The following is a 26,103-nucleotide window of genomic DNA, read 5'->3' as shown; positions in this document are numbered from 1 at the left end:
CAGGGAAAGGCTGAAGTTCTCGAAGGGCTCCACGCAGGAACGCTTCGACACGTTCTCCTACGGCTCGGGCGCGTGGTGAGCGCTGCAAGAGTGTGGCGAGGGCGCTCGTCGGCGACGACCGCCGGGACGCCTGGTGACCCCACGTACTCAACGTCCCTCCCGGCGAACACTGAAGAACGGCACACTCTCGCCAAAGGCACTAGGGCACGGAATGTAGAGAAAAGGGCATTTCGAACCCGAATGGGATGGCCAAATGAGCGGCCACGAGTCAGGGGCCTGGACTTCGGAACCAGGGACCGGCAGACTCTCACTTCTAATCACAGAGTGGCCTTCAATCTGAGGTGACGACGAGCTGGCTCGTTTCACTTTCTGGTGATGCAGGCAGGTCGCACGCTAGAGAACGGCCCTTCCTGGAGTCAACGATCTAGCGGCTCTGTCCGGTGCGTGTCGCGTGAAGTTGATGACAAGCCGGACATTGCCCACCAAAGGTAAATCTGCATTGGTAACCGGCGTCCCTGGAGAAGCTGTGCAACTTTCCGAAAAGATCGATTCGCTCTTCCGGACGGTCTACCCGGCCGGAGGTAAGCCGTATTCGCTACAGGAGGCGGCAGAGGGGATCGAGGCCCTGACTGGCGAGAAGGTGTCCCACAACACGCTTTGGAAGTTGCGGACCGGTAAGGCGGAGAATCCGACCAAGCGCGTCCTTGAGGCGATAGCCAAGTTCTTTGGGGTGAACCCGACATACTTCTTCGACGACGAGTCTGCCGAACAGATCACCAAGCAGATCGAACTCCTGGCGTTGCTGCGCGAAAGCGGCATCCAGGGGGCCCAACTCAGAAGTTACTGTGAGCTTTCCAAAGAGGGGCGCGACATGGTCGGCGAGATGATCTTGCGAACTGCGAGGATCGAGAGAATGGGGCGCGAGGGTAAAGCGGAGTGAGCGACTCTCGCCCTAGTAGCGGGGAAGTGGGTTCATGCTACGAATTGCCAGTTTCCTCCTGAAGGCGTCGGAGAGGACGGCCAACTTGTGCAGGTTGAGCGGGATAGAGGATAGATGCAGGCGCTCGATCCGAGAGCTGCAACTGGCAGGCGTAGTTCCGAGGCCCTTTGATATCGATGAGATGGTCGGTCGCCTGGCCATGCACCGGCGGCGTCCCGTGCGTTTGGAGGAAATAGAGGCCGAGAAGGCTTCTCGCTTCCTGCTATGCGGCCTACTCGTTCAAACCGTGACCTCTGATCACATCATGTTCGCGCGGGGGACAACGCCGCTCCATCGTGAACACATTATCGCCCACGAAATCGGACACATTATCTTCGAGCACGGCGAAGGAGTGTCCTCAATCGATCTTGGCATGACTCTGTTGCCGGACGTCGACCCACGGCTGATCAAACGAATGTTGGGGAGGTTCGCCTACTCGTCCACGGAAGAACGAGAGGCCGAAACGTTCGCCTCTCTCCTGGTGGAGGGAGCGCGAAGGTTGCCCTCGCATACCGAGACCTCGCAGCGCCGTCCCGCGCCGGCCATCGCTCAAGTGGAACAAGCATGGGGGGATATGAGGAGGCTGCTGCCGTGAGCGCGCTCTTCTACCTTCTAGCGTTCGCTTGCTGGTGCGGAGCGCTGAGTCGGATTGTGGGCCTGGGCGGAAGTCGCAACTCGCCTGCCAGGCGCGCTACCTGGATCACCTTGGCCCTACTTGGCCTAGCGTTCGCGGTGCTTCCTGAAAGCAGTCGACCCTCTATTGATGATCTCACCGGAGTCAGGTGTTCCGCCCGATGGTTCGGTAACAGTTGCACGCTGGCCGCTGCTTTCTGCATCCAGGGAGTATTCGAGCGCTTCGCGAATCGAGGTGAGTCGGCCCCACTTATTGGTCTGACCCGTCTATTCTGTTTCGTCGGCGTTGTCTCTATGATGGCGGTACTCATCTTCTCCGCGCAGCCTAGGGATGACGTCAATTTCATAGAGGTCAACGCTTCCAACGGTGCAGTTTTAAGCTATCTCCTGCTCAATCTCTCCTATTTGGGCGTCGTGATGGCACAGGCCTTCCGTGCAACCCTACGCTACGCCCCCCACGTGAGTTCGTCGGCTCTACGGCTTGGACTACGCCTCATCGCGATCGGCAGTGCGTGCGGTGTCACGTTCTGCGTTTACAAGGCAGTGGTCGCCGTATCGGTCTTCCTGGGATTCCCAGGACTCTATGCCGAGAAAATCGTGGGGCCATCACTCGGCCTGCTGTCAGCCGCTCATATCGTCGCCGGCCTTACCACTGCTTCACGAGGATCCGGTGTCGCTGACATGGTGCGCCGACGCGTGGCGCTAAGGCGCCTGGAGCCGATGTGGAAAGAACTGATTCAGGCCGTCCCGCAGGTGGTTCTTGAGGTTGGTCATCAGAATCAGACCGAGCGGCTCTATCGAAAGATCATTGAGATCCGTGATGCTCAGCTCGCACTCAATGCCTACCAAAATGACGACCTAAGGCGCCGAGTCCGTACTGTCGCCCAAGCGCGTGGCTTCTCTGGTTCAGGGCTAAATGCCGCGATCGAGGGAACGCTTCTTTCTCTGACACTTGCGGCGATGAGGGCCGGGTCTGAAGCCAGTAGTCCTCCGACCAAGAGTATGGACGGCTATCCACCAGCGGACCTGATGAGTGAATGTAAATGGCTCGAACAAGTGTCGGTCTTCTTCCGTGCGCCGTTGCTTGAAGCACCGGTAGCTTCGCCGGAGTAACTCCGAATCGGAGGCGTAGGATGTCGAGTGCCGCAGCGCAGGAAGAACGACCTTCGCAGGAAATGAGGGGGCGTGATTGGCGATCAGGCGTGGCACGCGCCGTCACCGAAGTCTTCGCTCCCTGGCTACTGATCACCGGACTGTTCCTGGGGGTCGGTGCGAAGTATGGAACTCCCGGGCTCGCCTGGGGGTTCATCGGAGCTTTCTTCGCCAGCTTGGGCCCCATGGCGTTCATCGTGGGCGGTGTGATCGTTGGCCGGTTCAGTGACCACCACCTCACCACCCGCGAACACCGCATCGTGCCGCTCGTCCTCTCGCTGCTGTCGGTCGGCCTCGGGATCACGACGCTTCAGATAGGAGGTGCGCCGTCCGCTCTGGTGGCGGTGGAGGTGTCCATGCTCGGAGGACTTGTGGTCATGGGACCGATCACTGCCATCTGGAAGATCAGCTTCCACACCGGCGTCGGCGCCGCAGCGGTCTGCATCCTGATGGTCGTCCACGGCTTGGCTCTGGCAGGTCTGCTCCTGCTCGTTGTGCTTATCGGGTGGTCGCGTGTCGTGCTGGCTCATCACTCGGTCGCTCAAGTAATGGCCGGCGCTCCGGTCGGTGTCCTGGCTGCGCTTCCGGCCTTCCTACTGGTGCGTTGACCCAAACCGACGTCGGCGAGGCTGAGGACTTGCCCTGTATAGATCTTGATGCCGCACACGGCAGCCGCGTCCCACCTCGAATTCCCGTCAGCTACGCGCGTCGCCTAAGCCCTTGAGCGGTAACGCATGGCACCGTCGAAGTGCCGTGGCCGAGGCCAACTTCCGTTCGTGAGTGGCTGCTGGCAGCGAGACGTGTCCGGATCTCAGCCCCGACCCCGAAATTAGTGGCCGCTTTCGAATTCGCCGTTCGATCTGGCGGTCTCGGTCGGCGTCCTGGCACGGCGTGGCGGCCGAGGTGGCCGGGACCAGCAGGAAGGGGGTGGCCCACTCAGCTGACCCGTCGTCTGCAGATGTTGCTTCCAGGCTGAAGCGCCGTGTTCGCATCATCGCCTTCGCAAAACCCGACGGGGAGTGGGGACATCGATCGTCCTGCTGACCATGGCCGCCGAGCTCGCCATGCGGAGTTCAAGTTAGCTCCCCTCGACGCGCCTTGCGGCGGCCCAGGGGAAGGACTTGGCCCGGAGAACGTGCGGTCTTACCCCTGCCCGGGGTCGGGTCCGCCGCCGGCTCGACGCAGCACTCGCGCCGCGCGTCGAACTCACCCTCTGAAGACCGCTCGGCCTGCGCCGGCCCCGGAGTGAAACAGGGACGGTGGCCATCGCCTTGCGCGCGGCTCGCACGTCGTCAATCCTTCATCGCCCCCTTAACCACTCACTACTCACTGCCTCGAGAGTCTCACCTAGAGTGGCATGGTGCGGGGTGGTAAGCCCCGGAAAGGAGGCACGGATGAGCTCGCTCACCCAGGACGTGTTACCCGTCGCCGAGTCCTGCCGACTGTACGTGGTCCGGACCCGGATGTGGCGTCGGTCACCGACTTTGTCACCCTCCACAACAGCTCCGGGAGGCATCTGGCCGTCATGCGGATCGACAGTCCCGACTACAAAACGGTCCGCGTCCACAAGGTCGGGGATGCCAAGGCCCAGACCACGACGGAGATGTCCCGATCACCATCCCCGCCGGGGGGCGAGTTCACCCTGGCCCGGGCAAGCAGCACCTGGTGTCGGCCAAGCCCACCGGCCTCATCACCCCTGGTGACGACGTGCACGTCATCTTCACACTGTCCGACCGCCGGATCCTGAAGCTGGCGATGCCCGCCCGCTTCGCGTCTCCGCCGTCCTGACAGCACTCGCCCGAGCCCGACCTGGGCAACCGATGTTTGCAGTCCGATGCGACGCGAAAGGGGACACGCCGTGGCCGATGACGCCCGCGAGTTCTTCGACACCCATCTTCCCGAGGCCGCCAAGGCAAAGCCCGAACAAATCAAGCAGTTGGGCAGGCGATTCCAGTTCAACCTCACCGGCGATGGCGGCGGCGCGTGGTACGTCGACGCCACATCCTCCGGGCCCAGGATCGAACAGGGCGACCCCGGCACCGCCGACCTCACGATCACGCTGCCCGCCGCGGACTTCCGGCAGCTTCGCGACGACCCCAACGCCGGCGTGCGGCTCTACTTCGCCGGAACGCTGAAGATGCAAGGGGATCCGAGCGCGTCCATGCAGGTACCCCAGCTGCTGAAGATGTAGCCGACTCTGCGACCGGTGTCCGCCGAACGGAGCGCCTGGGATTTGGGTGATGCGACCCTCCTTCAGGCGGGGTCCGCCGTCAGTGCTCCGCTCCGTGACACCAACACCATTGATCCGCGGGGCCGGGTGATTAGCTCGCCGCCGTCCTCACAGAGCTGCCGCCCGTCGAGCCTTCATCTGACGTCAGGACCGAGGGGAGTTGCGGCGCCGGTCGGCGGCTTACCTGCGGCACCTGGCGGCTGGCGCTGCTGCTGGTCGTGCTCGGTGGCCTGGCCCTGGCGGTCCTGGTGGTTGGACACCAGTCCAGTTCGTCGGTGAGGAGGAGTGGGCGGCGGGCGAGGATGGTCAGCGTCAGCGGGGTCGGGTTGACTCGGCGGCGCGGCTCAGTCGGTCTTGAGGCGAGTGGAGTCCCGATGCGCGCCGAGGGCATCTGCAGTGGTGGGCGTCCACTTAGCTTTACCGAGGTGGGGGTAGTTCCCGGCTGACAACGGGGCGTTGGTCGGCGGGGAGGAATGAGGCGTGACGGCGGGGGCGAGGGCGGCGGAGTTGTTCGGTCGGGCGGATCTGATCGAGCCGATGGCGATCCGGGTCGCGGCGAGTCTGTGGCTGGCCGATCATGTGGCCGGGGGTGCGGGTGATGTGGCGTCGCTGGCGCGGTTGACCGGGGTGGACGCCGGTGCGCTGGAGCGGTTGCTGCGGTATCTGGTGGCGGCGGGGATCTTCGCTGCGGAGGGCGGAGGCTATCGCCTCACCGAGCGCGGTGCGTTGCTGCGGTCCGGTCATCCGAGCGGGTTGCGGGAGAGTCTGACCGTGGACGGCGCGCATGGCCGAGCCGAGCTGTGCCTGGTGGATCTGCTGCACTGCGTCCGCACCGGGCAGGCCGCCTATCCGGTGCGGTACGGCCGGTCGTTCTGGCAGGACGTGGCGGATCGGGCGGAGTTGTCGGAGTCGTTCGACGCGACCATGGCCGTGAAGGTCGCCTCAGTGGCGGCGGCCGTCGTCGTCGGCTACGACTGGGGCTCGCTGGGGCATCTGGTCGATGTGGGCGGGGGCAACGGCGCGTTGTGCGCGGTGTTGCTGTCGGCCCATCCGGGGCTGCGGGCCACCATCGTCGAGCAGCCCGCCCCGGCGCGTGCCGCGGCCAAGAACCTGGCCCAGCTCGGGCTGGCCGACCGGGGCGAGGTGGTGACGGGGAGCTTCTTCGAGCCGCTGCCTGCTGGGGCCGATGGCTATCTTCTCTGCGACGTCCTGCACGATTGGGATGATGAGCATGCCGTGCAGATTCTGGATCGGTGTGCGCGGGCGGCGGGTGAGCTCGGCCGGGTGCTGGTGGTCGAGCGGTCGGATTTGGACCGGCGCGGCGGCGCGGGCATGGATCTGCGAATGCTGGCCTGGTTCGGCGGGCGGCAGCGGGACGCCGCGCAGATCGGTGCGCTGGGCGACGCGGTGGGGCTCGGCGTGGCGGGGGTTCATCCCGCCGGAGTGATGTCAGTGATCGAGTTGCGGGCTGCGCTCTCGTAGCAGCCGGTGGCCAGGTTGCCGGCGGCGCTCTCGTAGCGGCCGGGGGACAGGATGTGCGCGGGGTCGAGTAGGTCCTTGAGCCGGTCCATGAGTTGCTCGCGGCGGGTGCAGCCGTTGAGCGCGCCGGTCAGGTGCATGTGGTCGATGTCCAACCGGTAGGGCCGCCAGCCGGCCTCGGCGAAGCGTTCGTGCAGCAGGCCCAGCGCGCGGTGGGCGGCTGGGGCGTGCTCGCGTGGGAAGGACGCCCAGGTGACGAAGTCGACGAGATCGGGTGACAGGGCGTTCAGGGTGACCCGCCAGATGGTGCCGGTGTCGGCTTGGACCTGGCGCACCAGCGCGTAGGCGTGGTCGAGTGCGGCACCGTCGAAGGGCACCAGGGGCAGGAACATCAGGAAGCCGTGTTCGCCGTCGCGGTCGACGCGATCGGCGGGGGTGCCGAAGGACGCCTCGAACGCGTCCTCACCGAGCGAGGGGTCGCCGCTGTGCCGGGCCAGGGTGGTGGTGACCGCCCGATCGACATCGACGTCGGCGGGGTCGACCTGCTTGACCCAGGTGAACAGGCCAGACGCGAGCGCGCGGCGGCACAGCGCGGCCTGGCTCGCCGTGACCAGGTCCGCGTCGCCGTCCAGGCAGCAGAACGCCTCGCCGTGTCCGGGCGTGGTGTCGAGGTAGACCTTCGGCACGCCGGTGACCAGCCGCTGGGCGTGGTAGGTGCGCAGCTCGTCCATGGCCTCGCGCAGCCGGCCGCGCGGGAAGGCGAGCCGGATCACGCGCAGTGTCTCGGGACGGGGCAGCAGGTGGACGGCGGCGGCGGTGATCACGCCGAGGCCGGACTGGGCGAACAGCGGCATCAGCGCCGGACCGAGCTCGTGCCGGTAGGCGACCGCGCGGCCGCGGGAGTCGGGCCAGGAGCCGAGCCGCATCAGCGAACCGTCGGCCAGCACGACCTCCAGGCCCAGGAGGTCGTCGCAGCGTTGGCGGCGCACCCCGACTCCCCGGTCCAGGGCGTTGCCGAGCACGCTGGTGTGGGCGCTGGAGGAGGTGAGGTTCAGCATCCGCGGCGTCCCGTCCAGCCGGGCGGCGAGCCGGGCCTGGGTGACGCCCGGCTCGATCACCGCGACGCCGGCGGACGGGTCGAGGTGGCGTATCCGGTCCAGATCGGCCAGCTCCAGCAGCACCGCGCCGTCGCCGACCGGCTCGCGCGATCCCAGTCCCCAGTTACGGCCGGTGCTGACCGGATACAGCGGGACCGGCGGGTCGGCTCGCGTCGCGGCGACCACGATCTGCTGCACCTGATCGACGCCGGTCGGGCGCAGCACCGCCCGCACCCGGCGCGAGGCGAACATGCCGATGTTGCCGCGCGGCTCGTCCGGCAGGCGGACGCGTCCGGGCCCGAGCAGTGCGGACTGTGCCGCCAGCCAGCCGTCGAAGCCGTCCCAGCCGCCCTCGGGCCGCCGTTCCACCACCTGATCTACCATGCCCCGGTCCCTTTCCGCCTCGGGCAGCAGCGACAACGGACAGGCGCGGCGATGCGCCGGACCGGCACCGCAGGAGGGCCGCTCACGGGTGCGTGAGCGCGGTGTCCGGCTCGTCGGTGACGGGCTGACGGGAGCGGTCGGGCAGGGGCGGGACGGCGAGCATGAGGTGGTAACCGACGCTGTCGGAGCCCTCACCGACCGGACGTCCGTCGACCTGGACCCAGGCGTGCGCGGCGAACGGCGGGGTGCGCACCCCGGTGCACCAGGTGGGCCAGTACCCGCGCGACCGGCACAGCAGGACGACGGCCAGCGAGCGCGGCAGGCAGTAGTTGCCCGCGCACGAGGTGCTGGCGGCGGTGACGTCCCGGCGAGCGGCCAGGGCTTCCTCGTAGGTGGCCGGTCGGGCGCCGCGGCGCAGCAGCGACAGCACGGCCACGATGCGCCGGGGCGGCAGCGCGGCCAGCAGCCGTGCCGCGGTGACGGCCGGTCGTGCGGCCAGGCGCGTCGCCAGCGCCGGACGATGCTCGGGACGATCGAGGATCTGGCTCATCGGCCGCCCCCGGCCGCCCCCGAGGACGCCCCTGAAGACGCCCCGGAGGACGACTTGGAGGACGGCCCGGCGGGCGGCCCGGCGGGCGGCCCGGCGGACGGGCCGGGGGTCGTGTCGGTCAGGCGGGCGCGGGTCAGCTCCTCGATCAGGGCGGCGATGTCGGCGGCGGCCCGATCGCGGCTCACCGGACGTCGCGCCGCCAGCTGCTCGGCCAGGTCGTCGCCGGTGGCGCCCGCCAGCAACGCGCGCAGCACGGCGGCGCCGGTGGCGTTGGTCTGCCAGTAACGTCCCGAGCTCTGGTCGAGCAGGACCAGCGCCTGGCCGGTGTCGCACAGCGCGACGTTCCGGCAGAGTTTCAAGCTCATAGCGGTTGTTCCTCGAAGTCGTCGTAGTTGTCCGGCTGGTCGTGCCCGAGGTCGGGCTCGGGCCGGTCATGGCGGTGGAGGTGGGCGGGCGCGGGGTGGGCGGCGAGATCACGCAGCCACGCTTCGGCGATCAGCGTGTTCTCCAGGTCGGCCGCGCCACCGCCGTACAGATCGGGACTGACCAGCGCGCGGCGCAGTGCGGCCGGCTCGGCGAGCCCGACGGCGACCAGGTGGGAGTTCTCGGCCCATGCGGCCAGCTCGCCCTGGTGGGCGCGCATCCCGGCCTGCCATTCGACGTTGGCGTGGTCCTTGCTGGTGCGGGCCAGGATCGACTCGGGAAGCACCCCACGCATCGCCGTGGTCAGCAGCGGCTTGTACGCCCATCCCGAGACGACCTCGTGCGGACGCGCCGCCAGGCACGCCTCGATCACCGCGTCGTCGCAGAAGGGCATGTGCAACGGCAGCCCTGCGGCCCCGCCGCTGCCGCCCGGATCATCACCGGCGTAGCCGCTGCCGCCCGGATTATCACCGGCGTAGCCGCTGCCGCTCGCGTCACCGCTGCCGCCGGCGCTGCCCGCCGATCCGTACAGAGGCCAGGCCGCCGCGGCCGCGATCCGGCCTGCCGCGCGGGCCCGTTCCATCCAGGCGTGACGGCCGCGCTCGTCGGCCAGCGGCTCCCCGTGCCGGGCCGTCGCGCGCAGCGCCTCGGCCAGCCGCTCGCGTGCCTCGGTGCCGGCCCAGCCGGGCAGGCGCACCGGAGGCCCCCAGCCGTGCGGCGGAGCCATCACCGTTCCGCCCTGGTGAGCCCGGCGCCCGGTCGCCGCCGCGCCGCTCCCGCCGACCCGGTCGGCCTGCCCGTTCAGCCAGTCGGCGTAGCCGCCGCGTTCGGCCATGGCGCGGACCGTCGCCGGCCACGGCCAGCGCCAACCCGCCCGCTGACCGGCCACATGCCGCAGCCCGATCAGCGGATGGCGTCGTATCAAGGCGTGTAGGTACCACGGCGGCGGGCTGACCACGTGGTCTCCGCCGAGGCCGGACAGTCGGGCGGTGACCGTGTGCTCGGCGAGCAGGCGAGTGATGTGCTCCTGCTGGGCGCGGTCGCGCAGCGGCAACATCGGATCATCGTGCGGCTCGTCCCTGAGCTGCAGCGTGGCGTAATACCTCGACTCCCGCTCCGAACCGTCCAAGGCCACGTGCGCGATCCCGCCCAGCCGCGCCACCGCCTGCGCCGCGTACCGGTGGTCTTCGTTGCCGGGAGCGGCCCAGCGCAACGTGACGGTCACCAGCCGCGCGCCCGCCTCGGCGGCCAGGAACGCCAGCGAGGTCGAGTCCATCCCGCCGGACACGTCCGCCGCCCACACCTGCCCGGGACGCACCCGCGCGGCCACCGCCGCGCCCAGCGCTTCACGCAGTGCGGGCGCGGCCTCGGCCAGCGGCAGTTGCTCGCGCGGGGCCCGCCACCAGCTCCGCACCCGCTCCTTCCCCTGGCGGTCCAGATGCAGCGCCTGGCCTGGCGTGACGGTGTGCACGTCCTGCCACAGCGCCCGCTCGCCCAGCAGGTACGGCATCTCGGCAGGCAACCGGGCGGCCAGCGCAGTGAGATCGACCTGTGCGCCGGTCAGCCAGGCCAGGGTCCGCGCCCGGTCGGCGGCCACCGTCACCCCACCCAGCCGCGCGTGATACAACCGCCGCGTCCCGAACGCCGGCCCCCGCCCGTACACCTCGCCGTCCAGCGAGGCCAGCACCGTGAACGAGCCAGCCGCCCCCTCGACCAGCGACTCCACATCGCCAGCACGACGCACACCGGCCAGTCCGGCGGCCAGCTCCGGCGGACGCGACGAGCACACCCCCGCGACCGCTAGCGCCGCGGCGCCAGCCCGCACCACCGTGACTTGCTCATCACTCCAGCAGCCCACCAACCATGGGCGCCCCGATGCATGCCGGACGACATGACAAGCCCGGCCCATCAGTTCGGCCGCAGCGGCCGGCGCAGGCCGGCAGTCCGGAAGGACCACCAGCCAGCACCTCAAGCATCCGCCCATCAGTAGGTGTAGTGGAACGACGAGCCCTCCAACATGCCCCCGCCGAAACCTTGCGTCGCCTCGGCGAAGTCGCCGACCTCGGCCACCAGCGGAGTTTCGTAGACCTCGGCGGCGTCCAGGATCAGAACGGCCTGGTCTTGCGCATCCTGCATGGTTCTCCTCTTCTCGGTAGTTGCGAACTACACCTCGACAGCTACCCGGAGAACCTCTACGACTACTGATCGTGATGGTAGGGGTGCGGTAAAGGCGCCCACCGTACTTCCGCGGCAGCGCGCCGGATCAGAGGTCGAGCCCTTGGTCCGCCCCCTTTCTTCCTGGGACCGGCACCACCACTTTGACCGCGTCCACGCCAGCCGCGCGTCGAAAAGTTCGGTGAGGCGACGGCTATTCCACGCCCCCTTTCCCGATCGAACCGCACTCACAGCCCCTGATCGGCGGCCCACGGCCGATAGTTCGCTGCGCAGCCCGGTCCAGGCTTGCTCCCTGACCTCCGCGACCACCCGCCGGGTCGTGAGCTCCGAGCGGTGAACCCGCTCACGGCTTGCGTCGCGTGCGGAGGGCCCGCGCCGAACCTGCCCTTGAACCTCTCGACGTTGTGCAAGACCGGGCCGATCACCTGGCGGGCCGCACGCGCCCAACGATGATCTACTCCGCCTCGGCATCCGCACGTACCGCCTCGTCGTCTCCGGGCCACAACCACCAGGTCGGCCGCCGACCGCGCACTGCGGGGCAGGCCGCAAACGATGAAGATTTCGGAGCTCTGCGAGCCAGATTTCCTCCGACGCGGGTCACTTCATGAGCCAGGTCGTGCGGCAACAGCCGAACTCTCCTTCCGGGTTGGTCTGGCCGCTTCCCCAGGGGCGGGCGAAGCCGAGGAGGGTGGGGCGGCGGTAGGGCACTTTTTCAGTCGGCGTACCTGAAGACGATGCAGCATTTCAGGCCGGGGTGTTCGACGGTGTATCCCTCGGGAGCGGTGAAGACGCACCAGGTCGCTTGGACGGTGCGAACGTCGGGTTCGCCGTTCTTCAGGCACGGCCCCCCTTCGCCCGCCGCCGCGGTGGCCATCAACGGGAAGGTGAACGCGAAAGCGGTCATCCCCAGCGTCATGAGTGTGCGGCGCACCTGGTGCTCCTTCAGCGAATCGAACCTGGTTACCGCCAGTCCTCCCCACCCGTCCCGCCAAGCTACGCGCCACCGCAGGTCAAGAGCACGGACGTAGACGGCCTGCGGCGGCCCCGGCCCGGCTCGGTCTGGGGACGGGCGCGGCCGCCATAGCGACCGGAGGAGGGAGTGGGACCGGTGTACGCGCTGCCCTGCTGGGGTAGCCGCCCCGCATGCGCCCTCACGCCGCGCCGGCCCGAGGGGGACACCAGGCGCTTCGCCCCGGCGAGCCGGGTGATCAACGAGTGTTGATCACTCGGGCAGCCCCGCGTGAAGGCGCCGGTTAGCGCCCGGAAGGGGTTTCATGGCCGGATTGAGGAGAAGTCGCCTCTGAACTGGTGATCTTGGCTCGGGAGCCTTCTGTGGGGGCGGTCGGCTCCGGTGCTCGGCTGAAGCACTTGACCTCAAGCATGGTCGAGGTCGCAGGCTGAAAGTCATGATCTTCACTGAGGCTGAGCGCGCCTACCTGTCGGACCAAGGACTCGGCCGCATCGCGACCCTCGCCCCGGACGGGGCTCCCCACCTTCAGCCGGTCGCGATCTGGTTCGATCCCGAGACCGAGGCCGTCCGGATCGGCGGCCCAGAGCTGACCAGAAGCCGCAAATACAAAAACGTCCTGGCCGACTCCCGGGTCTCGCTCGTCATCGACGACCAGTCGCCGACGCCCAACGCTCTCGGCCAGACCGGTCGAGGCATCGAACTGCGCGGCCACGCCGAGATCACCTACCTGGATCCACCGCTGCACCCGGCCTTCGATCATGAGACACTGCATATCCGGCCGTACCGCGTCATCGCCTGGAACCTTGAGCCGATCAGCGATCCGTCCTTCGGCAGCGGCTTCCACCTTCAGGGCTACAACTCCCGCGCCGTCTGACCGAGCCGGTGCGCTCGGGTGGCCAGGGCAAGTGCAGGCTCCAGCGGATGCTGGGGGCTGAGGCGCGGGGCCGTGCGCGCTCACACAGACGGCCCCGGGGTTGACCCGGCGCCGCGCGTCGAGGCGGCTGGGGCCGGAGAACGCGGGCTCAGGCCGGGGGAGGCCGGTCCTGGTTCCCGGCGGATCCGGTGGAGAAGGAGCCGCCGCGAACGCTTCGCCCGCCGGCGCGGGCAGCTGCGTCGCGCACCTTTTATGCCGTGGGCGGGTCTTGGGGTTGCTCGACCGGCGCGGCGTGGCTGGTCGGGTGGTGGTTTTTCAGGTAGTCGCGGATGGCCTGCTCGGGGATGCGCATGGCCCGGCCGACCCGGATGGCGGGCAGCTCGCCGGAGTGGATGAGGCGAAGGACGGTCGCCTTGTCGACCTTCATGAGCGCCGCAGCCTCGGCCACGGTGAACCAGCGGACGTCGGGGTCTGAGTGCGGGCGGACCAATGAAGGCTGCGCCGCGGCCAGGGGGGCAGCGATCACCCCGGTGCCCAGCGCGGCCGCCGCGGCCAGTCCAACGATGCCTGTGCGCATGTGTGTTCCTTCCTGCGGGCCGGTGCCCGGCACGGATGTGCGGACACTGCAGATGTGCCCCCCTGGTGACTACATGAAGCAACCAGGTGACACTCTCCGCAACTGGCCGCCGGGAGAAAGGCCCGCGCCGCCTGAGGGCCGCCCCCGGTCTGGAGGCCGAGTCCGGCCGTCACGGCGGCCGTCACGGCCGCCGGGCGGGCTGAGAAGCCGGTGGACAACCCTTGGAGCTGAGAAGGACCTTCCGCTGAGAGTCCGGGGAACGCGAGTTCCCATCCCTCCCCGTACGCCGGGTGGGGTGAGGATTCGCGTTGCTTGGCACTGCGGGTGGAGGGCAGCGTCTGCCACCCCAAGGCCGCCTGAGGCGGGGCGGGTGAGGCTGGGCGGGTGAGGCAGGCCCAGACGCCGACCCTGCTGTGAGATCGGCCCGGCTCGGCGCCCGGCCGGGACGAGACGATCTGGAGGCCGGCGCGCGGCTGGGCGGGGCGAGAGTTCGTCCTTGCGCACGGACCCGGCTGCTCATTTGACCCTGCCGGTGACGTGGATGTCGTCGGGGTTGCGGCCTACCGAGGCGGAGTCGATGGCGATCTCGACGCCGGCCCCGGTCCGGCCGCTCGCGGGAGCCGCCGAGGCGGACACGGGCAGCGCGGTCAAAGCCGCGGCGGCGGCGGACGAGGGCCAGAACGGGGCGAGTGAACATGTTGCTGCTGAACGCACGAGACGGCGCACGAACGCGCGCCTGGCCGGGACCTGCACGAAGCAGTCACTAGCAGTGACGGCTTCACTCCATATCGTTGCCCGTCAGGGCTGCCGCAAACCCGAACCCGCCACGCTCAAGAGGGCACCTCGGTGTCCCGGCCTCGTCCGTCCTCGTCCGGCTCCGGCTCAGGCCCCGGCCTCATCCGGTGGTGCCGGACGGGGCCGGGTTGGTCAGGTGAGGGTGACGGCGACCGGATGGTTGGTGGTGTTGACGTAGGTGAACACGATGCGGCCGGTGCCGTCGGTGGCCACCGACGGGGAGGCGATGGGGCCGGTGGCGGCGTCGGCGACGCGGGCCAGGGTGATCCACGGGGCGGCCAGGTCATCGGGCTGCTGAAGGATGGTGACGGTGCCCTGGGCGGCGACCGCCAGCAGCAGCTTGCCGTCAGGACCCAGGGCCAGGTCCGGGCGGGTGCCGCGCTCGATGGTGGCGTCCTTGAAATCGTAGACCAGCGGCTGGGCGGGCCCCCAGGAGTCGGTGCCGTTGTCGACGGCGTAGGCCAGAGTGTCGGGGGCGCCGCCCTGGGTGGCGGCGAACACCGCCAGCAGGGGCCCGCCGCCGGGCAGCGGATGCAGCGCGGGCGGCCCCTGGACGCCGGTGAGGGGCATGGTGAAAGTGGTGGCCCAGGCGGCGTTGGGCGCGGTCTGCAGGATCTGCCACAGGTCGCCCCCGGTGTTGACGTGATAGGCGGCGATCCGGCCGTCAGAGCGGGTGGCGGCGGCGATGTCACGGATGTTGAACCCGCCGAACTTGGCCGGGGCGCCGGCCCAGGCGTACGGGTCGGTGCCGGTGGTGAAGGCGTGCCAGAACGCGCCCTCCATCCCGACCAGGACCGGCTCGAACCGGCCGTCGGCGTTGAGGGCGATCACCGGACTGTTGGGCGTGTTGACGTTGGGGATCTGCGCCGCGGCGGCGTCCAGGGTGAGCTGGTCGGCGCCGAGCGAGGTCTGCCGCAGGTATTTGACGTAGTGGGTGGGTTCGCGCCAGAACACCGTGGCGCGTCCGTCCTTGGACGTGGCCGCCACCGGGCCGCCGCCGGGCGAGACGGTGCGCGCCTCGGGCGCCGACCAGGCGCCGGCGGCGGTCTGCCCGATCGCGGCCCAGTTGGCGGGTGCGTCCTGGTGGGCGAACACCACCGCCCGGCCCCGCCCGTCGATGGTCAGGGCGGGCGGCCACTTGGTCGTCGCCGCCAGCACCTGTGCCGACAGTTGCCAGACCTTGGCCGGCGGCACCGGGGGGATCTCCTTGTAGGTCAAGGTGACCTCGGGAGCCCCCCGCACCGTTATCCCCGAGCCGGTGCTGCCGTCGCTGGTGACCATTTTCACGAACAACGGACGTGCCGTCAGCCTCCACTCGCCATCGGCGACCGGCACCGACTGCTCCCCGCTGACCACCAGCTCCGGCGAGAAACCGGCAGCGGTGTAGGAGCCGCTCGTCCGCTGAGGCCGGGTCTGCAGGGAGGAGGGCCCCGACAGATCCAGCCAGCCGGAGACCACGGTGAGCGTCCCCTCCGGGACGGGCACCTCCGCAAGCTTGATGAACTTCATCAACGGCCAGAGCCTGCCCTGGTCGTCCCCCCGGATCCCCAACTGGACCGTGAATCTGCCGCTGCCGTAGTCGAACAGGTCGAATTCCGGCGACCAGACCTCCATACGCCCTCCACTGGGTAGCCCGACCTCCCTCGGGCCGTTGCCGCCAGCCCAAAGGGCGCGCCGGAGAGGGAACCTTCCGCCTCCCAGATCGTGAACAACCCGACCCGGTCTGTCACCACCCCCGCATGACCAGACCAGGCCACGCTCGACCAACGCCCGACCCGCCCTGCCACCCAGAACAAGCAACCACCACCGCTCACCCGGAACCCGGCCCCGGCGACGGGGCAGGCGATCCAGCCCAGGGTTCTCAAACAGCTTCTGGCGGACGGCCACGACAAAGGCGAACCCGGTCGGCCTTCATCAGGGCAGCCCGGGCCCCGATGCCCATGGTTTCACTGTCGTGTGGGGTCACAGGCCAGATCGCCGGTGGGGCCACGTTCGGAGGCGGAGGGCCGTGAGCTGCGGATGCGCAGGTGTTGAGTTCTCAGCCGGCGGGCCGGCCATTGATGGTGATGTTGGTCGGGAGGTTCTTGGAGTCGAGGGTCTCGGCGTCCGTCCCGGGGATCAGGAACGCGACGTTGAACGTCTTGGTTTCGCCGGACCCCAGGACCTCGCTGAGCTCGCCGACGACGTGACCGCCGTCCTGTTCGGTGTTGACGACTCCATACCCCGGGCTCACCTCGATCCCGGCCAGGACGTTGAACTCGATCGCGGAACGGTCCGCCAGGTCCTCATCGGTCCCGTTGGTGATGACGATGACGATGTTGCCCGCGGGATTCCCCGGTTCCATATGGGTGGTGGCCGTCAACTGACCGGACATGCGGCCCTCCTCCAGCTCCGCGTTCGGGAAGACCAAGAGGATCGTCACACTCCGCGCGACGATCCCGCAACCGGCCGACCAGATCGGCCACCGCCGCCGCAAGGGCGGCCGAGGCGGCCGGCCGCCGGCCTTCTGCGCGGTGGACTACCAAGCCCGCTCCGCAGTGGAGTGTGGCATCAACCGCCTCAAACGCCACCGCGCGGTCGCCACTCGCTATGACAAGCTCGCCGTCCGCGACCAGGCAGTTCTCCACATCGCCTGCATCAACGACTGGCTGGCCTGCCTTTGAGACACGCCCTAGCCGAGGTCGCGTGCCAGTCGGTCGGCCTGGGCATCGTCGGCCAGTTCCCCTCCCGGCGTCAGCGTGTCGGTGGCCGCGGGCAGTTCACGCGCGAGCTGGTCGGCGAGTTCCTCCACGCTCATCCCCGCCTCGGCGGCCGCCGCCTCCAGGACGCCGTCGGGCAGGGCCTCCCGCAGCTGCGCGCTGGTCACGGGTTCGTTGTCGGTGCCGGCGCCGACCCAGGAGCCGACCTCCTCCTTCAGCCCGGCATCGGCGAGGTGCAGCAGCATCTCGCCGAGTTCGGTCGTCTTGCCTTCCGCGGTCACTTCGCGCCCCCCTTCGCTGTGGCCTTCTGCCTCTTGGCCAACTCGTTGACGGCCCACTGGCCCAACTGCTTCAACTGGTCGCCGACCTCCTGCTGGGAAGGCGCCGGCTTGCTCGGCTGCCCGGCCTGCTTGGCCTGCTGCCGCCTGATCTCCGGCTTCACGACCTTGTCGACGTACTGTTTCGCCACGATGAAGGCGAGTTTCGTGCCCCAGCCCAAGCCCATGGTTCCCTCCTCGGTGCGGGTTGACGAACACACACCATCGGACCAAACCGTGCGCAATGACCCGATTACGTAGGGGCAATGGGGAGGTTCAGGACGAGTCCGGTCAAACCCAAACGATCGGGGTGCTGGCGCGGCCTGAAGTCGGCGCGATCCCGGCCGTCCTGGACCTCCAGCAGTTCGACGGGCGGCGTTTGGGCTTGTGGTCGTGAATCTGGCCGAAGGCGAAGGTCTTGGCGGGGCCGCCGGTGGGGGTGGAGCGGCCGGTGACGGCCTCGACGACCCCACCCCCGGCTGCAAGGCCGCCTACTGAGGCTTAGGGGTGATATCGGATCGCTTCCGGAAGCTGCGTGCGCGGGAGAGACGGTGCGGCGCCGCGAAACAGCCGCCCGGACGGGCGGGTGGCTGCTACGGCAAAGAGACGTTCGCGTGTTGATTACCTGCCGTAGCTATTGGCTGCGGTGGATGCGGGCAGGGCTGTCGGCGACGGGATGTCAGATACCCGCCGGATTACCTGGAAAGACGAACATGAAGGGACTTGACACCATCATGCGTACGATCCAGATCGTTGCCCAGCCGGTCACTCGCAGCGACCGAAACAGCCAGGGCTGGTGCCCGGGATGCTACAGCCCCCGGACCCAGCGCTGATGGCCGCGACCGACCATCGATGATCGGTAGGGAGCCGGGGCCGTCCTGCCCCGGTTCCCGCCACCTGGACTACGAGCAGGGAAGAGGTACGCGATGCGTCTGCGCCGGCGCCGGTGCCTGACCTGTTACTGGCACGACGGAGCGTTCGTGGCCCATCCCTACCCCGACGGGGCCGCCGTGGCGTTGCACCCCTGCACCGCCGAGGTCCTGACCGCTTTCGAGGACTGGAGCACCCTGCCGCAGGCCACCGCTGGGCTGGAGCATCTGACCGAGCAGACCGTCGGGGAGGCCGTGGCGGTGTTGCGCCAGCACGGGCTCCTGCTCGCCGAGGACACCCCCGAGGCCGACCGTGACGCCCAGATCGCCCACTACTGGGCCTCCTGGGAACCCGAGGCGCCGTTCTTCCACTACGCCACCCAGGACACCGTGACCGCCGAAACTTGCGCCGAGTACCAGACCAGGGCGCAAGCGGGGTCGGGTGAACTCCCGCCGATCTTCACCACCTACCCCGACGCCGACCGGATCCTGCTGCCCCGCCGCCCTGACCCCCTGGACACCCCGATCGGCGAGGTCCTGTACGCCCGACGCACCCACCGCCAATTCGCCCGCGACCCCGTCGACCTGCCTACCCTGGCCACCCTGTTGGCCACCTGCTTCGCCCCCGTCGACTACATCGACGCCGACCAGTTCGGCGCCGTGATCCGACGCACCAGCCCCGCCGGCGGCGCCCGCCAAGAACTCGACCCCTACCTTGCCGTCGTCAACGTCAGCGGCATCCCTGCCGGGATCTACCACTACAACAGCCGCGAACACAGCCTCGAACTGCTCGCCGAAGGCTTCACCGCCGACGAGGCCGCCTACCTGTGCGCCGGACAGGACTGGGCCGGCGGCGCCGCGTTCCTGGTCATCCTGGTCGCGGTCATCGAACGCCTGCGCATCAAATACCGGATGCCCCGCTGCTACCGGGTCAGCCTCCTCAACGCTGGACACCTCGGCCAGACCTTCGCGCTGACCGCCACCGCCCTGGGCCTGGGTCCCGCCCAAACCGGCGCCTTCGGCGACACCGCCATCGCCCAACGCCTCGGCATCGACAACACCTCACAAACCCCCCTCTACGTCCTGGCTGCAGGCCACCCCCACCCCCGCCCCGACGACGACCCACCACCAGCCGGTCTGACCGCCTTCCGCACCACCCCCCTCACCTGAGAACACCCTCCGGGCCCCGCAACCCGGCCCGCCCCGCCAGGTAGGGAGGGATCGAGGATTGAAACCGGGGTTCGAGGGATCGATGCACCCCCAAACGGGAGCCCGCACCGTCCTGCACAGACGGGCGGGCTCCCCCGACCAGGCAGCGGACTAACCCGCAGCCCGGGCCCTCACACCATGTAGCTGGCGGTCCGGTAGTCGGACGACGCCAGCTCGTGGACACCGTGGCCGGTGGTGAAGCTGCCGTAGTCGACGTCCTCGCCGATCTCCAGCGTCTCCACATCCAGCGCGAGCTCTTCGTTGATGTCCTTCATCTCTGTTTCCCTTCGCCTCACGGAACGCCCACGTCAAAAGCGTCCCAACAGACTGCTTGCGCTGACATCCCTGCCCCAACTGCCGATCCACAAGGCGCCAACCAGGCAAAACCTCGGGAGATAGCGGGCAGGGCAACAGGAGAGAGCAGGCGGACTGTTGCAGCAGTCTCGGTGCGGTCGGGCCTCAGAGGAGCCGGAGGCGGAAAGCCAGCGAAGGAACCTTCCTCCGTCGACGACGCATCGCGCACGCGTTGCCCCGGTCGTCCTGACCGTGTCGGCGGCTGGGGCCATCGGAAGGTGATTTGGCCGAGCACTCGACGCCGAGCAGCCATCGAGCAACCACGGGGACAGAGTGGGACGAAACGGCGCTGGGTGAACGCGGTGATCGCTGCGTTTCCGCAGGTCAGGCGTAGTGGGTCGCGTGGGACTCGAACCCACAACCTACGGATTAAAAGTCCGGAGCTCTGCCAATTGAGCTAGCGACCCGTGATACCGGCCTCCTACCTGCGGGAACGCTACGGCGGTGGCCGGAGCGCTGCTCGCACGTAGGTGGGACGGATCAGGGTTGCTGATCCTACCCGGCTCGCCCCGAGTGTAGGCCGCTCGGTCCCTCGTCGCACCTCGTAATCGGCCCGGGAGGACGTGAATGATCAGGAGGGTGGGTGTCTGCCGACGTCATGGCGCTGGACGCCTGCCGCGGTGAGTCCTTGCCGGGGCGCTGTTTCGCTGTACGCGGCAGGAGGTCGCCTGCGGTGTCTCCTGGGTGTCGCTCGTTGGGGTGATGGTGCGAGTGATCTTGCTTGGCGCTTCGGGAGCGGGTTGATCGGGTGGTCGGGCATGATCAGGCGACCGGCGTTGGGCGCGTCGAGCGTTCGGCCGGCTCACAGGCCGTCGAGGTAGCGGGCCTTGGCGGGCGTGCGTGGGGGAGAGGGAGAAGCTCATGGCGACGTTCGTTCTTGTGCCCGGGGGGTGGAAGGGGGCGTGGGCTTATGAGGCGGTGGTTCCGCTGCTGGAGCGTGCCGGTCATGCGGTGCACGCCCTGACTCTGACCGGGCTGCGGCCGGACGATGATGCCGCCACGGTCGCGACGGCCAATGTCGATACGCATGCCGACGACGTTCTGCGGCTGCTCGATCGCGCGGAGATCACTGAGGCGACGCTGGTCGGCCACAGCTATGCCGGGATGGTGATCACTGCAGCCGCCGACCGTGCCGACGGGCGGATCTCGCGGCTGGTGCATCTCGACGCGTTCGTCCCGCGCGATGACGAGTCGTGGTGGTCGTTGGCGAACGAGTACTTCCGGGAGCTGATCGCGGCCGGTGCCGCGGACAGCGGTTACGCCGTCCGGCCGCCGGAAGGCGGCGATCCGCGCCGCCGTCCCCATCCTCTCGCCTCGTTCCTGCAAGCGGTCCGGCTCACGGGTGCGGTCGACCGCGTTCCTCGGCGGGAGTTCGTCTACTGCTCGGGGTGGGAGGACCGGACGCCGTTCGCTGCACTCCGCACCCGGCTTGAAGCTGACCCTGAATGGCAGGTTCACGATCTCCCGACCCGACACGACGTAATGCATGAGGCCCCGGAAGCGGTCGCTGAACTACTACTCGGTTGATATTTAGCTCCGAGGGTATGGGGCCGGTTTGTGTTGCCGGATTAATCTGTATTTAACGGCTCCCCGAGGCTTCGGTCGTTGTGCGGGTTTTGTACTGGTTGGGACGTCTGGGGCGGCGGGCGTGGCTGGTGAGGTCGTCCTTGCGGTCGCGGCTCGTTTTGGCTGTTCGCGCCGGGTCGTGGGAACCCGCGACCCGGCGTGCCGGATTCCGGCTAACTCGGAGATCTTGGAAAGTACTTCGGGTGAAAGAACCCACCTACCGGCGTTGACTTGTCGGCTGGTGAGTTTGCTTCGTGGTCTGGCGGTGGGTGTAGTGTCTCGACTACAAGCCCCATAAACGAAACGACCCCCAGCGGTGCTACCAACACCGGCTGAGGGTCTGGCCAACCAGACTTCAGAGGAGTCCAGGTGGTTGCTCGCGATGCTATCGCGCCGACTGAATCGTCGGCAGCCGCGGCGACAGACTGTCGCTCGCCGCGCGGGATGCGCCGGGTCCGTACCCGGCACACCAGCCGCTTCACCGTCATTCCGAACGGTCTCGCTCAGCACTCCGGGTTGAGCCTGCGCGCTCGTGGCCTGGGGCTACTGCTCCTGTCACTGCCGGACGGCGCGGACATCAGCATCCGCGCCCTGGCCGCCCGTCTCAACGAGGGCGAAATGGCCATCGGCCGTGCGCTCCGCGAGCTGGAGACCGCCGGGTATCTCAGCCGTCGCGTCGTTCGCCTCGATGATGGCCGTCTCGTCACCTGCACCACGGTTCGGGACGTCCCGGAAGAAATCGATGACGAGTTGCCCTCTGACCTGCGCGGTTCTCGCGCGACGCTCGAAGCTGCGCCGGGTGCGGACGACGCTGCGCCGAACGAGTCCGCGCCGTCCGCCGGACGGGTCGGCGCTGCGTCGCGCACCGGCCGCCGTCCGGCGCAGCTCGCGTCCGCCGCGCTGACCGCTGGGACGCGCGTCCTCCTCGGTGTCGTCGCCGCCGAGCCGCGCCTGTCGGTCGGGGCGGCGACGCTGCCTGCGCTCGCCGCGCTTGTCGGGCAGGCGCTCGCGGCTGACGTCCCGCCCGCTGAGATCCACTGGGTTCTGACCAAGGGTCTGCCCAGCGAGATCCGTTCGGCAGCAGCGCTGATTCGGCATCGGCTCGACGAGCAGATGCCGGTCTGGACGGCCGTCGCGTCCCTTCGCGCTACAGCGTCCGCCGATTCCGCGTGCGGGTCTCGCATCGCGCCGTCCCCCGCCGCCGTGCGTTGGACCGAATGCGGCGACTGCGCGCGTCCGCTCCGCACCGCCACGCCGGACGGCTTGTGCGGTGACTGCCGCGCCGTCCTCGCCGCCTGACGCCCTCCAAGCTAGGCGGGCCCGCACAGCGGTTGCGCCGCTGTCCGAGCCCTCGCCGATGTCCGGGGCTTTCGAGAAGTCGAGCTGGCCCGTCGAATAGCGTCGAAGATGCCGCGCACGATTCGGCCATGCATTCTTTCCTGCCAGTGGTAATTCTCGTTATCGCATAGCCGTCGCCTGTCTGGCATTCCTGGGGCAGGGGCGCCTATGCGGACGTCCCGTCCTCGCGCTTCAACGACGCGGACGGGCGGCCCATGCTCGGTGGCGAGGCGAGGCGAGACGAGACGGGGCTCGGCGGCGAGGTGTGCGGCGGTCTGCGTGGGATGCGATGCGGCCGTTAGTCTCGCTGAACGTGGACGTTCGTACCGAGCTGAGCAGGTTTTTGAAGTCGCGGCGGGCCAGGCTGAAGCCCGAGGACTTCGGATTGGCGGGGCAGGGCGGTCAGCGGCGGGTGCCAGGGCTGCGGCGCGAGGAACTCGCCTCCCTCGCCGGCGTGAGCGTCGCGCACTACACGCGGCTGGAGCAGGGGCATACGGAGAACGTCTCCGCGGACGTCCTCGACGCGATCGCGCGGACGCTGCGGCTGAACGAGGAGGAACGGGTCTATCTGCACGGCCTGGCTCATCCGCCGCAGGTCTCGCCCCGGGTTCCGCGCTTGCGCATCCGGGACGGTCTGCAGCGCGTGCTGGACTCCATGGTGTACAGCCCGGTGTTCGTCCTCGGGCATCACACCGACATCGTCGCCTGGAACCGGCCGGCCGCCGTGCTCGTCGATCTCGCCGCGATGCCGCCCGAGCAGCGCACCTGGTCGCATCAGGTCTTCCTCAACGAGGAGTACCGGCTCATGCTCGGTGCGGAGTGGCGGGCGTTCGCCGGGGCGCATGTCGCCTACCTGCGGGTACTGCTGGCGCGCAGCCCCGAGGACTCCCGGCTGACGGCGCACATCGGCGCCATGCGGGAGTCCAGCGAGGACTTCCGGCGGCTATGGGACGAGCATGACGTGGCCCTGTGGAGCCATCGGGGCTATGTGTTCACGCATCCGGTGGTGGGCGAGCTCCGGCTCACCGGCGAAACGATGCTCCTGCCAGGCGATCCGGACCTCAGCGAGCTCGAACTCCTCGTCGCCGAACCCGGCTCCGCCACCGAGGCCGCGATGAGGTATCTCGCCTCGACCACCGACCGAAGGGCGAGCGCCGACCTCGCGTGACCGCCGCCTGCTCAATCGGTGCGTACTCAGAACGGTGGGCTGGCTGCTGGATCGCCGGGCTTCCAGGCTTGTCCCTGCCAGGCCGAACGGCTCTGGCCGCGAGCTTCCTGGAGGCCTGCCATGCCATTCGTTTCCGCGCCGCCCAGCACCGTCCACTACGAGGTCGACGGTGACGGTCCCGGGCTGGTGCTCGTGCACGGAGTCGGCGGCGACGCCGACAGGGCGTTCGGCAACTTCGTCGGACATTTCAGCGGCGACCGCACCGTCGTGCGCCCCAACCTCAGCGGCAGCGGCCAGACGGCCGATCACGGCGGTGAGCTGACCGTCGACCTCCTCGTCGGGCAGGTCACCGCGGCGGCACGCGCCGCCGTGGACGGCCGGGTGGACCTGTTCGGCTTCTCCATGGGCGCCGCGATCGCCGCGGCCACCGCCGCCACCCATCCCGAACTCGTGCGCAGGCTCGTCCTCGTGGGTGGCGTCGCCGACACCACGGGGCCCCGGGCCCGGTTCAACTTCGAGTTCTGGCGCGACCTGGCCGCCACCGATTTCGGACTGTTCAAGCGCTTCGGCACCCTGCAGGGCTTCAGCGCCGCGACCCTGGACGGCTTCGGCCACGAGGGCCTGGCCAAGTCGCTGGAGGACGAGTGGCCTCCCGGAGTGGCCCGCCAGATCGACCTGGCGTCCCGCATCGACATCCGGGACCTGCTGCCCCGGATCCAGGCGCCGACCCTGGTCATCGGGCTCGGATGCGACCAGATGGCTCCGGTCGAGCAGTCCCGGGTGCTCCACACGGGCATCGCCGGCAGCCGCCTGGTGGAACTCGACGGCGACGGGCACATGGACTGGTTCGTCCGGCCGGACGAGGTCGCCGGGCTGACCCGGAAGTTCATCACCGGGGCCTCGGCATGAGCGCGGCACCGAGCATCCCCAAAAGAGCTTCCCGCGCCCGCGCCGCCAAACCCGACCAGGCCGCCGCCGGAGTCGATCAGGCTGCTGCCGGAGCCGGCCGGTCTTCGATGCGGGGCTGGCTCGCGGTGGCGGCCGTCGCACTGGGGATCTTCAGCCTGATGACGTCCGAGCTGCTGCCGGTCGCGCTGCTCACGCCCATCGGCTCCGGTCTGCACGTCTCGGCGGGGACGGCGGGCCTGATGGTGACGGTGCCGGGCCTTGTCGCCATGGTCTCCGCACCGCTCGTCACCGTGGCCGCCGGACGCGTGGACCGGCGGGTCGTCCTCTGCGCGCTGGTCGGCCTGGTCGGCGCGGCGAACCTGGTCTCCGCCGTCGCCCCCGACTTCGGGGTCGTGCTGGCCGCCCGGTTCCTGGTGGGCGTCGGCGTCGGCGGCTTCTGGGCGATCGCCGGGGGCCTGGCCCCGCGGCTGGTGTCCGAGCGGCACGTGGCCCGCGCCACCGCGATCGTCTTCGGCGGGGTCTCCACGGCCTCGGTCCTCGGCGTCCCGGCGGGGACCCTGATCGGGGACTCGAGCGGCTGGCGCACCGCCTTCGCCGCGGTGGGGTTCCTGGGCCTGGCCGCGCTCGCGGCCCTGGTGCTGCTGCTCCCCTCGCTGCCGTCCCAGCGCACGATCACGTTCGGCGAGCTGCCCCGGCTCCTGCGCGCCGGTTCCGGCGTGCGGACGGGAGTGATCATCACCTTCCTGCTGATCACCGGCCATTTCGCCGCCTACACGTTCGTCCGTCCCATCCTCCAGCAGGTCTCGGGCATCGGCGGCGACCGGACCGGCGGGCTGCTGCTGGCCTACGGCATCGCCGGCGTGATCGGCAACTTCGCGGCCGGAGCGCGGGCCGGGCACGACGTGCGCCGCACCGTCGTCACCATCGCGGCCGCCCTGGCCGCGGCCGTGGCGCTCTTCGCGCTGGTCGGCGGGACGCCCGAGGCCGCGATCGTCCTGCTCCTGGGGTGGGGCCTCGCCTACGGGGGAGTGTCGGTGTCCCTCCAGACCTGGATCCTCAAAGCCGCCCCGCAGCAGCACGAGGCTGCCGGCTCGCTGTTCGTGGCGGCCTTCAACTTCTCCATCGCCTTCGGCGCCCTCGTCGGTGGACTGGCCATGGACCACGTCGCCACTACGGGCACCCTGTGGATCGCCACGGCCCTGGCCGCCCTCACCGCGACGGTGGCGGCCACCCACCGCCGTCCCGAAGCCGGCCAGCGAGCCAGGTGAAAGCTCTCGTACAGACCGGACAGGTCGCGGCCGACCACCCTCCCGCCGCCCCCGCTCGCCTAGCGATCAGGGCGCAGGACGGTAAGGA

27 protein-coding genes and 1 tRNA gene are annotated in these 26,103 nt (G+C 69.1%); 15 read left to right on the top strand and 13 right to left on the bottom strand.

Annotated elements, in window-relative coordinates:
• The first annotated feature begins 451 nt into the window (after window positions 1-451).
• The 7 genes from ACFPCY_RS36910 to ACFPCY_RS36880 all read left to right on the top strand — a co-directional run bounded on the left by ACFPCY_RS36910 (window position 452) and on the right by ACFPCY_RS36880 (window position 6,476).
• A complete protein-coding gene (locus ACFPCY_RS36910; protein WP_378263341.1) occupies window positions 452-940 on the top strand; it encodes a helix-turn-helix domain-containing protein in 489 nt (162 codons plus the stop codon).
• A 34-nt stretch (window positions 941-974) separates the two neighbouring features.
• Window positions 975-1,574, top strand: a complete 600-nt coding sequence (locus ACFPCY_RS36905) for a hypothetical protein (protein ID WP_378263339.1) — start codon at window positions 975-977, stop codon at window positions 1,572-1,574.
• Window positions 1,571-2,725, top strand: coding sequence for an MAB_1171c family putative transporter (locus tag ACFPCY_RS36900; protein WP_378263337.1), 1,155 nt, complete (start codon window positions 1,571-1,573; stop codon window positions 2,723-2,725). The genes ACFPCY_RS36905 and ACFPCY_RS36900 overlap by 4 nt, the downstream gene beginning before the upstream one ends.
• Before the next feature lie 224 nt (window positions 2,726-2,949).
• Window positions 2,950-3,372 (top strand): hypothetical protein, encoded by a 423-nt coding sequence (locus ACFPCY_RS36895; RefSeq protein WP_378263334.1) that lies wholly within the window; start codon window positions 2,950-2,952, stop codon window positions 3,370-3,372.
• 1,057 nt (window positions 3,373-4,429) lie between these two features.
• Window positions 4,430-4,552, top strand: a complete 123-nt coding sequence (locus tag ACFPCY_RS36890) for a hypothetical protein (protein ID WP_378263332.1) — start codon at window positions 4,430-4,432, stop codon at window positions 4,550-4,552.
• Between the two features lie 70 nt (window positions 4,553-4,622).
• On the top strand, window positions 4,623-4,955 hold the full coding sequence (locus tag ACFPCY_RS36885) for an SCP2 sterol-binding domain-containing protein (RefSeq protein ID WP_378263330.1): 333 nt from the start codon (window positions 4,623-4,625) through the stop codon (window positions 4,953-4,955).
• Window positions 4,956-5,474: 519 nt separating this feature from the next.
• On the top strand, window positions 5,475-6,476 hold the full coding sequence (locus ACFPCY_RS36880) for a methyltransferase (RefSeq protein ID WP_378263328.1): 1,002 nt from the start codon (window positions 5,475-5,477) through the stop codon (window positions 6,474-6,476).
• Here ACFPCY_RS36880 and ACFPCY_RS36875 read toward each other — a convergent pair.
• The 6 genes from ACFPCY_RS36875 to ACFPCY_RS36850 all read right to left on the bottom strand — a co-directional run bounded on the left by ACFPCY_RS36875 (window position 6,425) and on the right by ACFPCY_RS36850 (window position 12,033).
• Window positions 6,425-7,954: an FAD-binding oxidoreductase gene (locus tag ACFPCY_RS36875; RefSeq protein WP_378263326.1), complete on the bottom strand. Its 1,530-nt coding sequence runs from the start codon at window positions 7,952-7,954 to the stop codon at window positions 6,425-6,427. The two genes, ACFPCY_RS36880 and ACFPCY_RS36875, sit on opposite strands and share 52 nt — an antisense overlap.
• 82 nt (window positions 7,955-8,036) lie before the next feature.
• Window positions 8,037-8,504, bottom strand: a complete 468-nt coding sequence (locus ACFPCY_RS36870; protein ID WP_378263324.1) for a lasso peptide biosynthesis B2 protein — start codon at window positions 8,502-8,504, stop codon at window positions 8,037-8,039.
• Window positions 8,501-8,869, bottom strand: a complete 369-nt coding sequence (locus tag ACFPCY_RS36865) for a lasso peptide biosynthesis PqqD family chaperone (RefSeq protein WP_378263322.1) — start codon at window positions 8,867-8,869, stop codon at window positions 8,501-8,503. Before ACFPCY_RS36865 ends, ACFPCY_RS36870 begins: the two co-directional genes overlap by 4 nt.
• Window positions 8,866-10,755 carry an asparagine synthase-related protein gene (locus ACFPCY_RS36860; protein ID WP_378263320.1) on the bottom strand — a complete coding sequence of 630 codons (1,890 nt, stop codon included), beginning with the start codon at window positions 10,753-10,755 and terminating at the stop codon, window positions 8,866-8,868. Before ACFPCY_RS36860 ends, ACFPCY_RS36865 begins: the two co-directional genes overlap by 4 nt.
• A gap of 155 nt (window positions 10,756-10,910) precedes the next feature.
• A complete protein-coding gene (locus ACFPCY_RS36855; protein ID WP_378263318.1) occupies window positions 10,911-11,063 on the bottom strand; it encodes a lasso RiPP family leader peptide-containing protein in 153 nt (50 codons plus the stop codon).
• Between the two features lie 751 nt (window positions 11,064-11,814).
• On the bottom strand, window positions 11,815-12,033 hold the full coding sequence (locus ACFPCY_RS36850; protein ID WP_378263316.1) for a hypothetical protein: 219 nt from the start codon (window positions 12,031-12,033) through the stop codon (window positions 11,815-11,817).
• A 475-nt stretch (window positions 12,034-12,508) separates the two neighbouring features.
• Here ACFPCY_RS36850 and ACFPCY_RS36845 point away from each other — a divergent pair, with 475 nt between their 5' ends.
• Window positions 12,509-12,946 (top strand): PPOX class F420-dependent oxidoreductase, encoded by a 438-nt coding sequence (locus tag ACFPCY_RS36845; RefSeq protein ID WP_378263314.1) that lies wholly within the window; start codon window positions 12,509-12,511, stop codon window positions 12,944-12,946.
• 250 nt (window positions 12,947-13,196) lie between these two features.
• Here ACFPCY_RS36845 and ACFPCY_RS36840 read toward each other — a convergent pair whose 3' ends face one another.
• The 3 genes from ACFPCY_RS36840 to ACFPCY_RS36830 all read right to left on the bottom strand — a co-directional run bounded on the left by ACFPCY_RS36840 (window position 13,197) and on the right by ACFPCY_RS36830 (window position 16,692).
• Window positions 13,197-13,436 (bottom strand): helix-turn-helix domain-containing protein, encoded by a 240-nt coding sequence (locus ACFPCY_RS36840; protein WP_378263612.1) that lies wholly within the window; start codon window positions 13,434-13,436, stop codon window positions 13,197-13,199.
• Between the two features lie 1,014 nt (window positions 13,437-14,450).
• A complete protein-coding gene (locus tag ACFPCY_RS36835; RefSeq protein ID WP_378263312.1) occupies window positions 14,451-15,932 on the bottom strand; it encodes a DUF8189 domain-containing protein in 1,482 nt (493 codons plus the stop codon).
• Between the two features lie 424 nt (window positions 15,933-16,356).
• Entirely contained in the window at window positions 16,357-16,692 is a 336-nt protein-coding gene (locus tag ACFPCY_RS36830; RefSeq protein ID WP_378263310.1) for a hypothetical protein, read from the bottom strand.
• Between ACFPCY_RS36830 and ACFPCY_RS36825 the strand changes: the two genes are divergently transcribed.
• Window positions 16,691-16,981: a hypothetical protein gene (locus ACFPCY_RS36825; protein ID WP_378263308.1), complete on the top strand. Its 291-nt coding sequence runs from the start codon at window positions 16,691-16,693 to the stop codon at window positions 16,979-16,981. The two genes, ACFPCY_RS36830 and ACFPCY_RS36825, sit on opposite strands and share 2 nt — an antisense overlap.
• A gap of 8 nt (window positions 16,982-16,989) precedes the next feature.
• On the opposite strand, the gene ACFPCY_RS36820 is transcribed toward ACFPCY_RS36825, so the two are convergent.
• Together ACFPCY_RS36820 and ACFPCY_RS36815 are read right to left on the bottom strand one after the other, a co-directional pair.
• Window positions 16,990-17,298, bottom strand: coding sequence for a YidB family protein (locus ACFPCY_RS36820; RefSeq protein ID WP_378263306.1), 309 nt, complete (start codon window positions 17,296-17,298; stop codon window positions 16,990-16,992).
• The gene (locus tag ACFPCY_RS36815) at window positions 17,295-17,522 is read right to left on the bottom strand and encodes a hypothetical protein (RefSeq protein WP_378263304.1); all 228 of its coding nucleotides are present in this window, start codon (window positions 17,520-17,522) and stop codon (window positions 17,295-17,297) included. Before ACFPCY_RS36815 ends, ACFPCY_RS36820 begins: the two co-directional genes overlap by 4 nt.
• Window positions 17,523-18,314: 792 nt before the next feature.
• Here ACFPCY_RS36815 and ACFPCY_RS36810 point away from each other — a divergent pair.
• Window positions 18,315-19,373: a SagB/ThcOx family dehydrogenase gene (locus ACFPCY_RS36810; RefSeq protein WP_378263302.1), complete on the top strand. Its 1,059-nt coding sequence runs from the start codon at window positions 18,315-18,317 to the stop codon at window positions 19,371-19,373.
• A gap of 170 nt (window positions 19,374-19,543) precedes the next feature.
• On the opposite strand, the gene ACFPCY_RS36805 is transcribed toward ACFPCY_RS36810, so the two are convergent.
• Both ACFPCY_RS36805 and ACFPCY_RS36800 read right to left on the bottom strand, forming a co-directional pair.
• Entirely contained in the window at window positions 19,544-19,687 is a 144-nt protein-coding gene (locus ACFPCY_RS36805; protein ID WP_378263300.1) for a hypothetical protein, read from the bottom strand.
• A gap of 413 nt (window positions 19,688-20,100) precedes the next feature.
• Window positions 20,101-20,173: transfer RNA gene (locus ACFPCY_RS36800), tRNA-Lys, on the bottom strand.
• Between the two features lie 454 nt (window positions 20,174-20,627).
• Here ACFPCY_RS36800 and ACFPCY_RS36795 point away from each other — a divergent pair.
• The 5 genes from ACFPCY_RS36795 to ACFPCY_RS36775 all read left to right on the top strand — a co-directional run bounded on the left by ACFPCY_RS36795 (window position 20,628) and on the right by ACFPCY_RS36775 (window position 26,015).
• Window positions 20,628-21,293 (top strand): alpha/beta fold hydrolase, encoded by a 666-nt coding sequence (locus ACFPCY_RS36795; protein WP_378263298.1) that lies wholly within the window; start codon window positions 20,628-20,630, stop codon window positions 21,291-21,293.
• Window positions 21,294-21,701: 408 nt separating this feature from the next.
• Window positions 21,702-22,631, top strand: a complete 930-nt coding sequence (locus tag ACFPCY_RS36790) for a helix-turn-helix domain-containing protein (protein WP_378263295.1) — start codon at window positions 21,702-21,704, stop codon at window positions 22,629-22,631.
• Window positions 22,632-22,983: 352 nt separating this feature from the next.
• Window positions 22,984-23,838, top strand: a complete 855-nt coding sequence (locus ACFPCY_RS36785; protein ID WP_378263293.1) for a helix-turn-helix domain-containing protein — start codon at window positions 22,984-22,986, stop codon at window positions 23,836-23,838.
• A gap of 120 nt (window positions 23,839-23,958) precedes the next feature.
• Window positions 23,959-24,747: an alpha/beta fold hydrolase gene (locus ACFPCY_RS36780; RefSeq protein WP_378263291.1), complete on the top strand. Its 789-nt coding sequence runs from the start codon at window positions 23,959-23,961 to the stop codon at window positions 24,745-24,747.
• Window positions 24,744-26,015 carry an MFS transporter gene (locus ACFPCY_RS36775; protein ID WP_378263289.1) on the top strand — a complete coding sequence of 424 codons (1,272 nt, stop codon included), beginning with the start codon at window positions 24,744-24,746 and terminating at the stop codon, window positions 26,013-26,015. The genes ACFPCY_RS36780 and ACFPCY_RS36775 overlap by 4 nt, the downstream gene beginning before the upstream one ends.
• Window positions 26,016-26,103: the final 88 nt, after the last annotated feature.

Source organism: Actinomadura gamaensis, from assembly GCF_042652125.1.
In the GTDB taxonomy this organism is placed as follows: domain Bacteria; phylum Actinomycetota; class Actinomycetes; order Streptosporangiales; family Streptosporangiaceae; genus Spirillospora; species Spirillospora gamaensis.
The sequence above is the reverse complement of the archived record's forward strand: the minus strand, read 5'-3'. Positions and strand labels throughout refer to the sequence as shown.

Bases quoted from the DNA above. Each gene is read 5' to 3' on its own strand.
- ACFPCY_RS36905 (WP_378263339.1), top strand. From the start codon at position 975: ATGCTACGAATTGCCAGTTTCCTCCTGAAGGCGTCGGAGAGGACGGCC.
- ACFPCY_RS36895 (WP_378263334.1), top strand. From the start codon at position 2,950: ATGGCGTTCATCGTGGGCGGTGTGATCGTTGGCCGGTTCAGTGACCAC.
- ACFPCY_RS36875 (WP_378263326.1), bottom strand. From the start codon at position 7,954: ATGGTAGATCAGGTGGTGGAACGGCGGCCCGAGGGCGGCTGGGACGGC.
- ACFPCY_RS36870 (WP_378263324.1), bottom strand. From the start codon at position 8,504: ATGAGCCAGATCCTCGATCGTCCCGAGCATCGTCCGGCGCTGGCGACG.
- ACFPCY_RS36865 (WP_378263322.1), bottom strand. From the start codon at position 8,869: ATGAGCTTGAAACTCTGCCGGAACGTCGCGCTGTGCGACACCGGCCAG.
- ACFPCY_RS36855 (WP_378263318.1), bottom strand. From the start codon at position 11,063: ATGCAGGATGCGCAAGACCAGGCCGTTCTGATCCTGGACGCCGCCGAG.
- ACFPCY_RS36845 (WP_378263314.1), top strand. From the start codon at position 12,509: ATGATCTTCACTGAGGCTGAGCGCGCCTACCTGTCGGACCAAGGACTC.
- ACFPCY_RS36835 (WP_378263312.1), bottom strand. From the start codon at position 15,932: ATGGAGGTCTGGTCGCCGGAATTCGACCTGTTCGACTACGGCAGCGGC.
- ACFPCY_RS36825 (WP_378263308.1), top strand. From the start codon at position 16,691: ATGCGGCCCTCCTCCAGCTCCGCGTTCGGGAAGACCAAGAGGATCGTC.
- ACFPCY_RS36830 (WP_378263310.1), bottom strand. From the start codon at position 16,692: ATGTCCGGTCAGTTGACGGCCACCACCCATATGGAACCGGGGAATCCC.
- ACFPCY_RS36815 (WP_378263304.1), bottom strand. From the start codon at position 17,522: ATGGGCTTGGGCTGGGGCACGAAACTCGCCTTCATCGTGGCGAAACAG.
- ACFPCY_RS36805 (WP_378263300.1), bottom strand. From the start codon at position 19,687: ATGAAGGACATCAACGAAGAGCTCGCGCTGGATGTGGAGACGCTGGAG.
- ACFPCY_RS36795 (WP_378263298.1), top strand. From the start codon at position 20,628: ATGGCGACGTTCGTTCTTGTGCCCGGGGGGTGGAAGGGGGCGTGGGCT.
- ACFPCY_RS36780 (WP_378263291.1), top strand. From the start codon at position 23,959: ATGCCATTCGTTTCCGCGCCGCCCAGCACCGTCCACTACGAGGTCGAC.
- ACFPCY_RS36775 (WP_378263289.1), top strand. From the start codon at position 24,744: ATGAGCGCGGCACCGAGCATCCCCAAAAGAGCTTCCCGCGCCCGCGCC.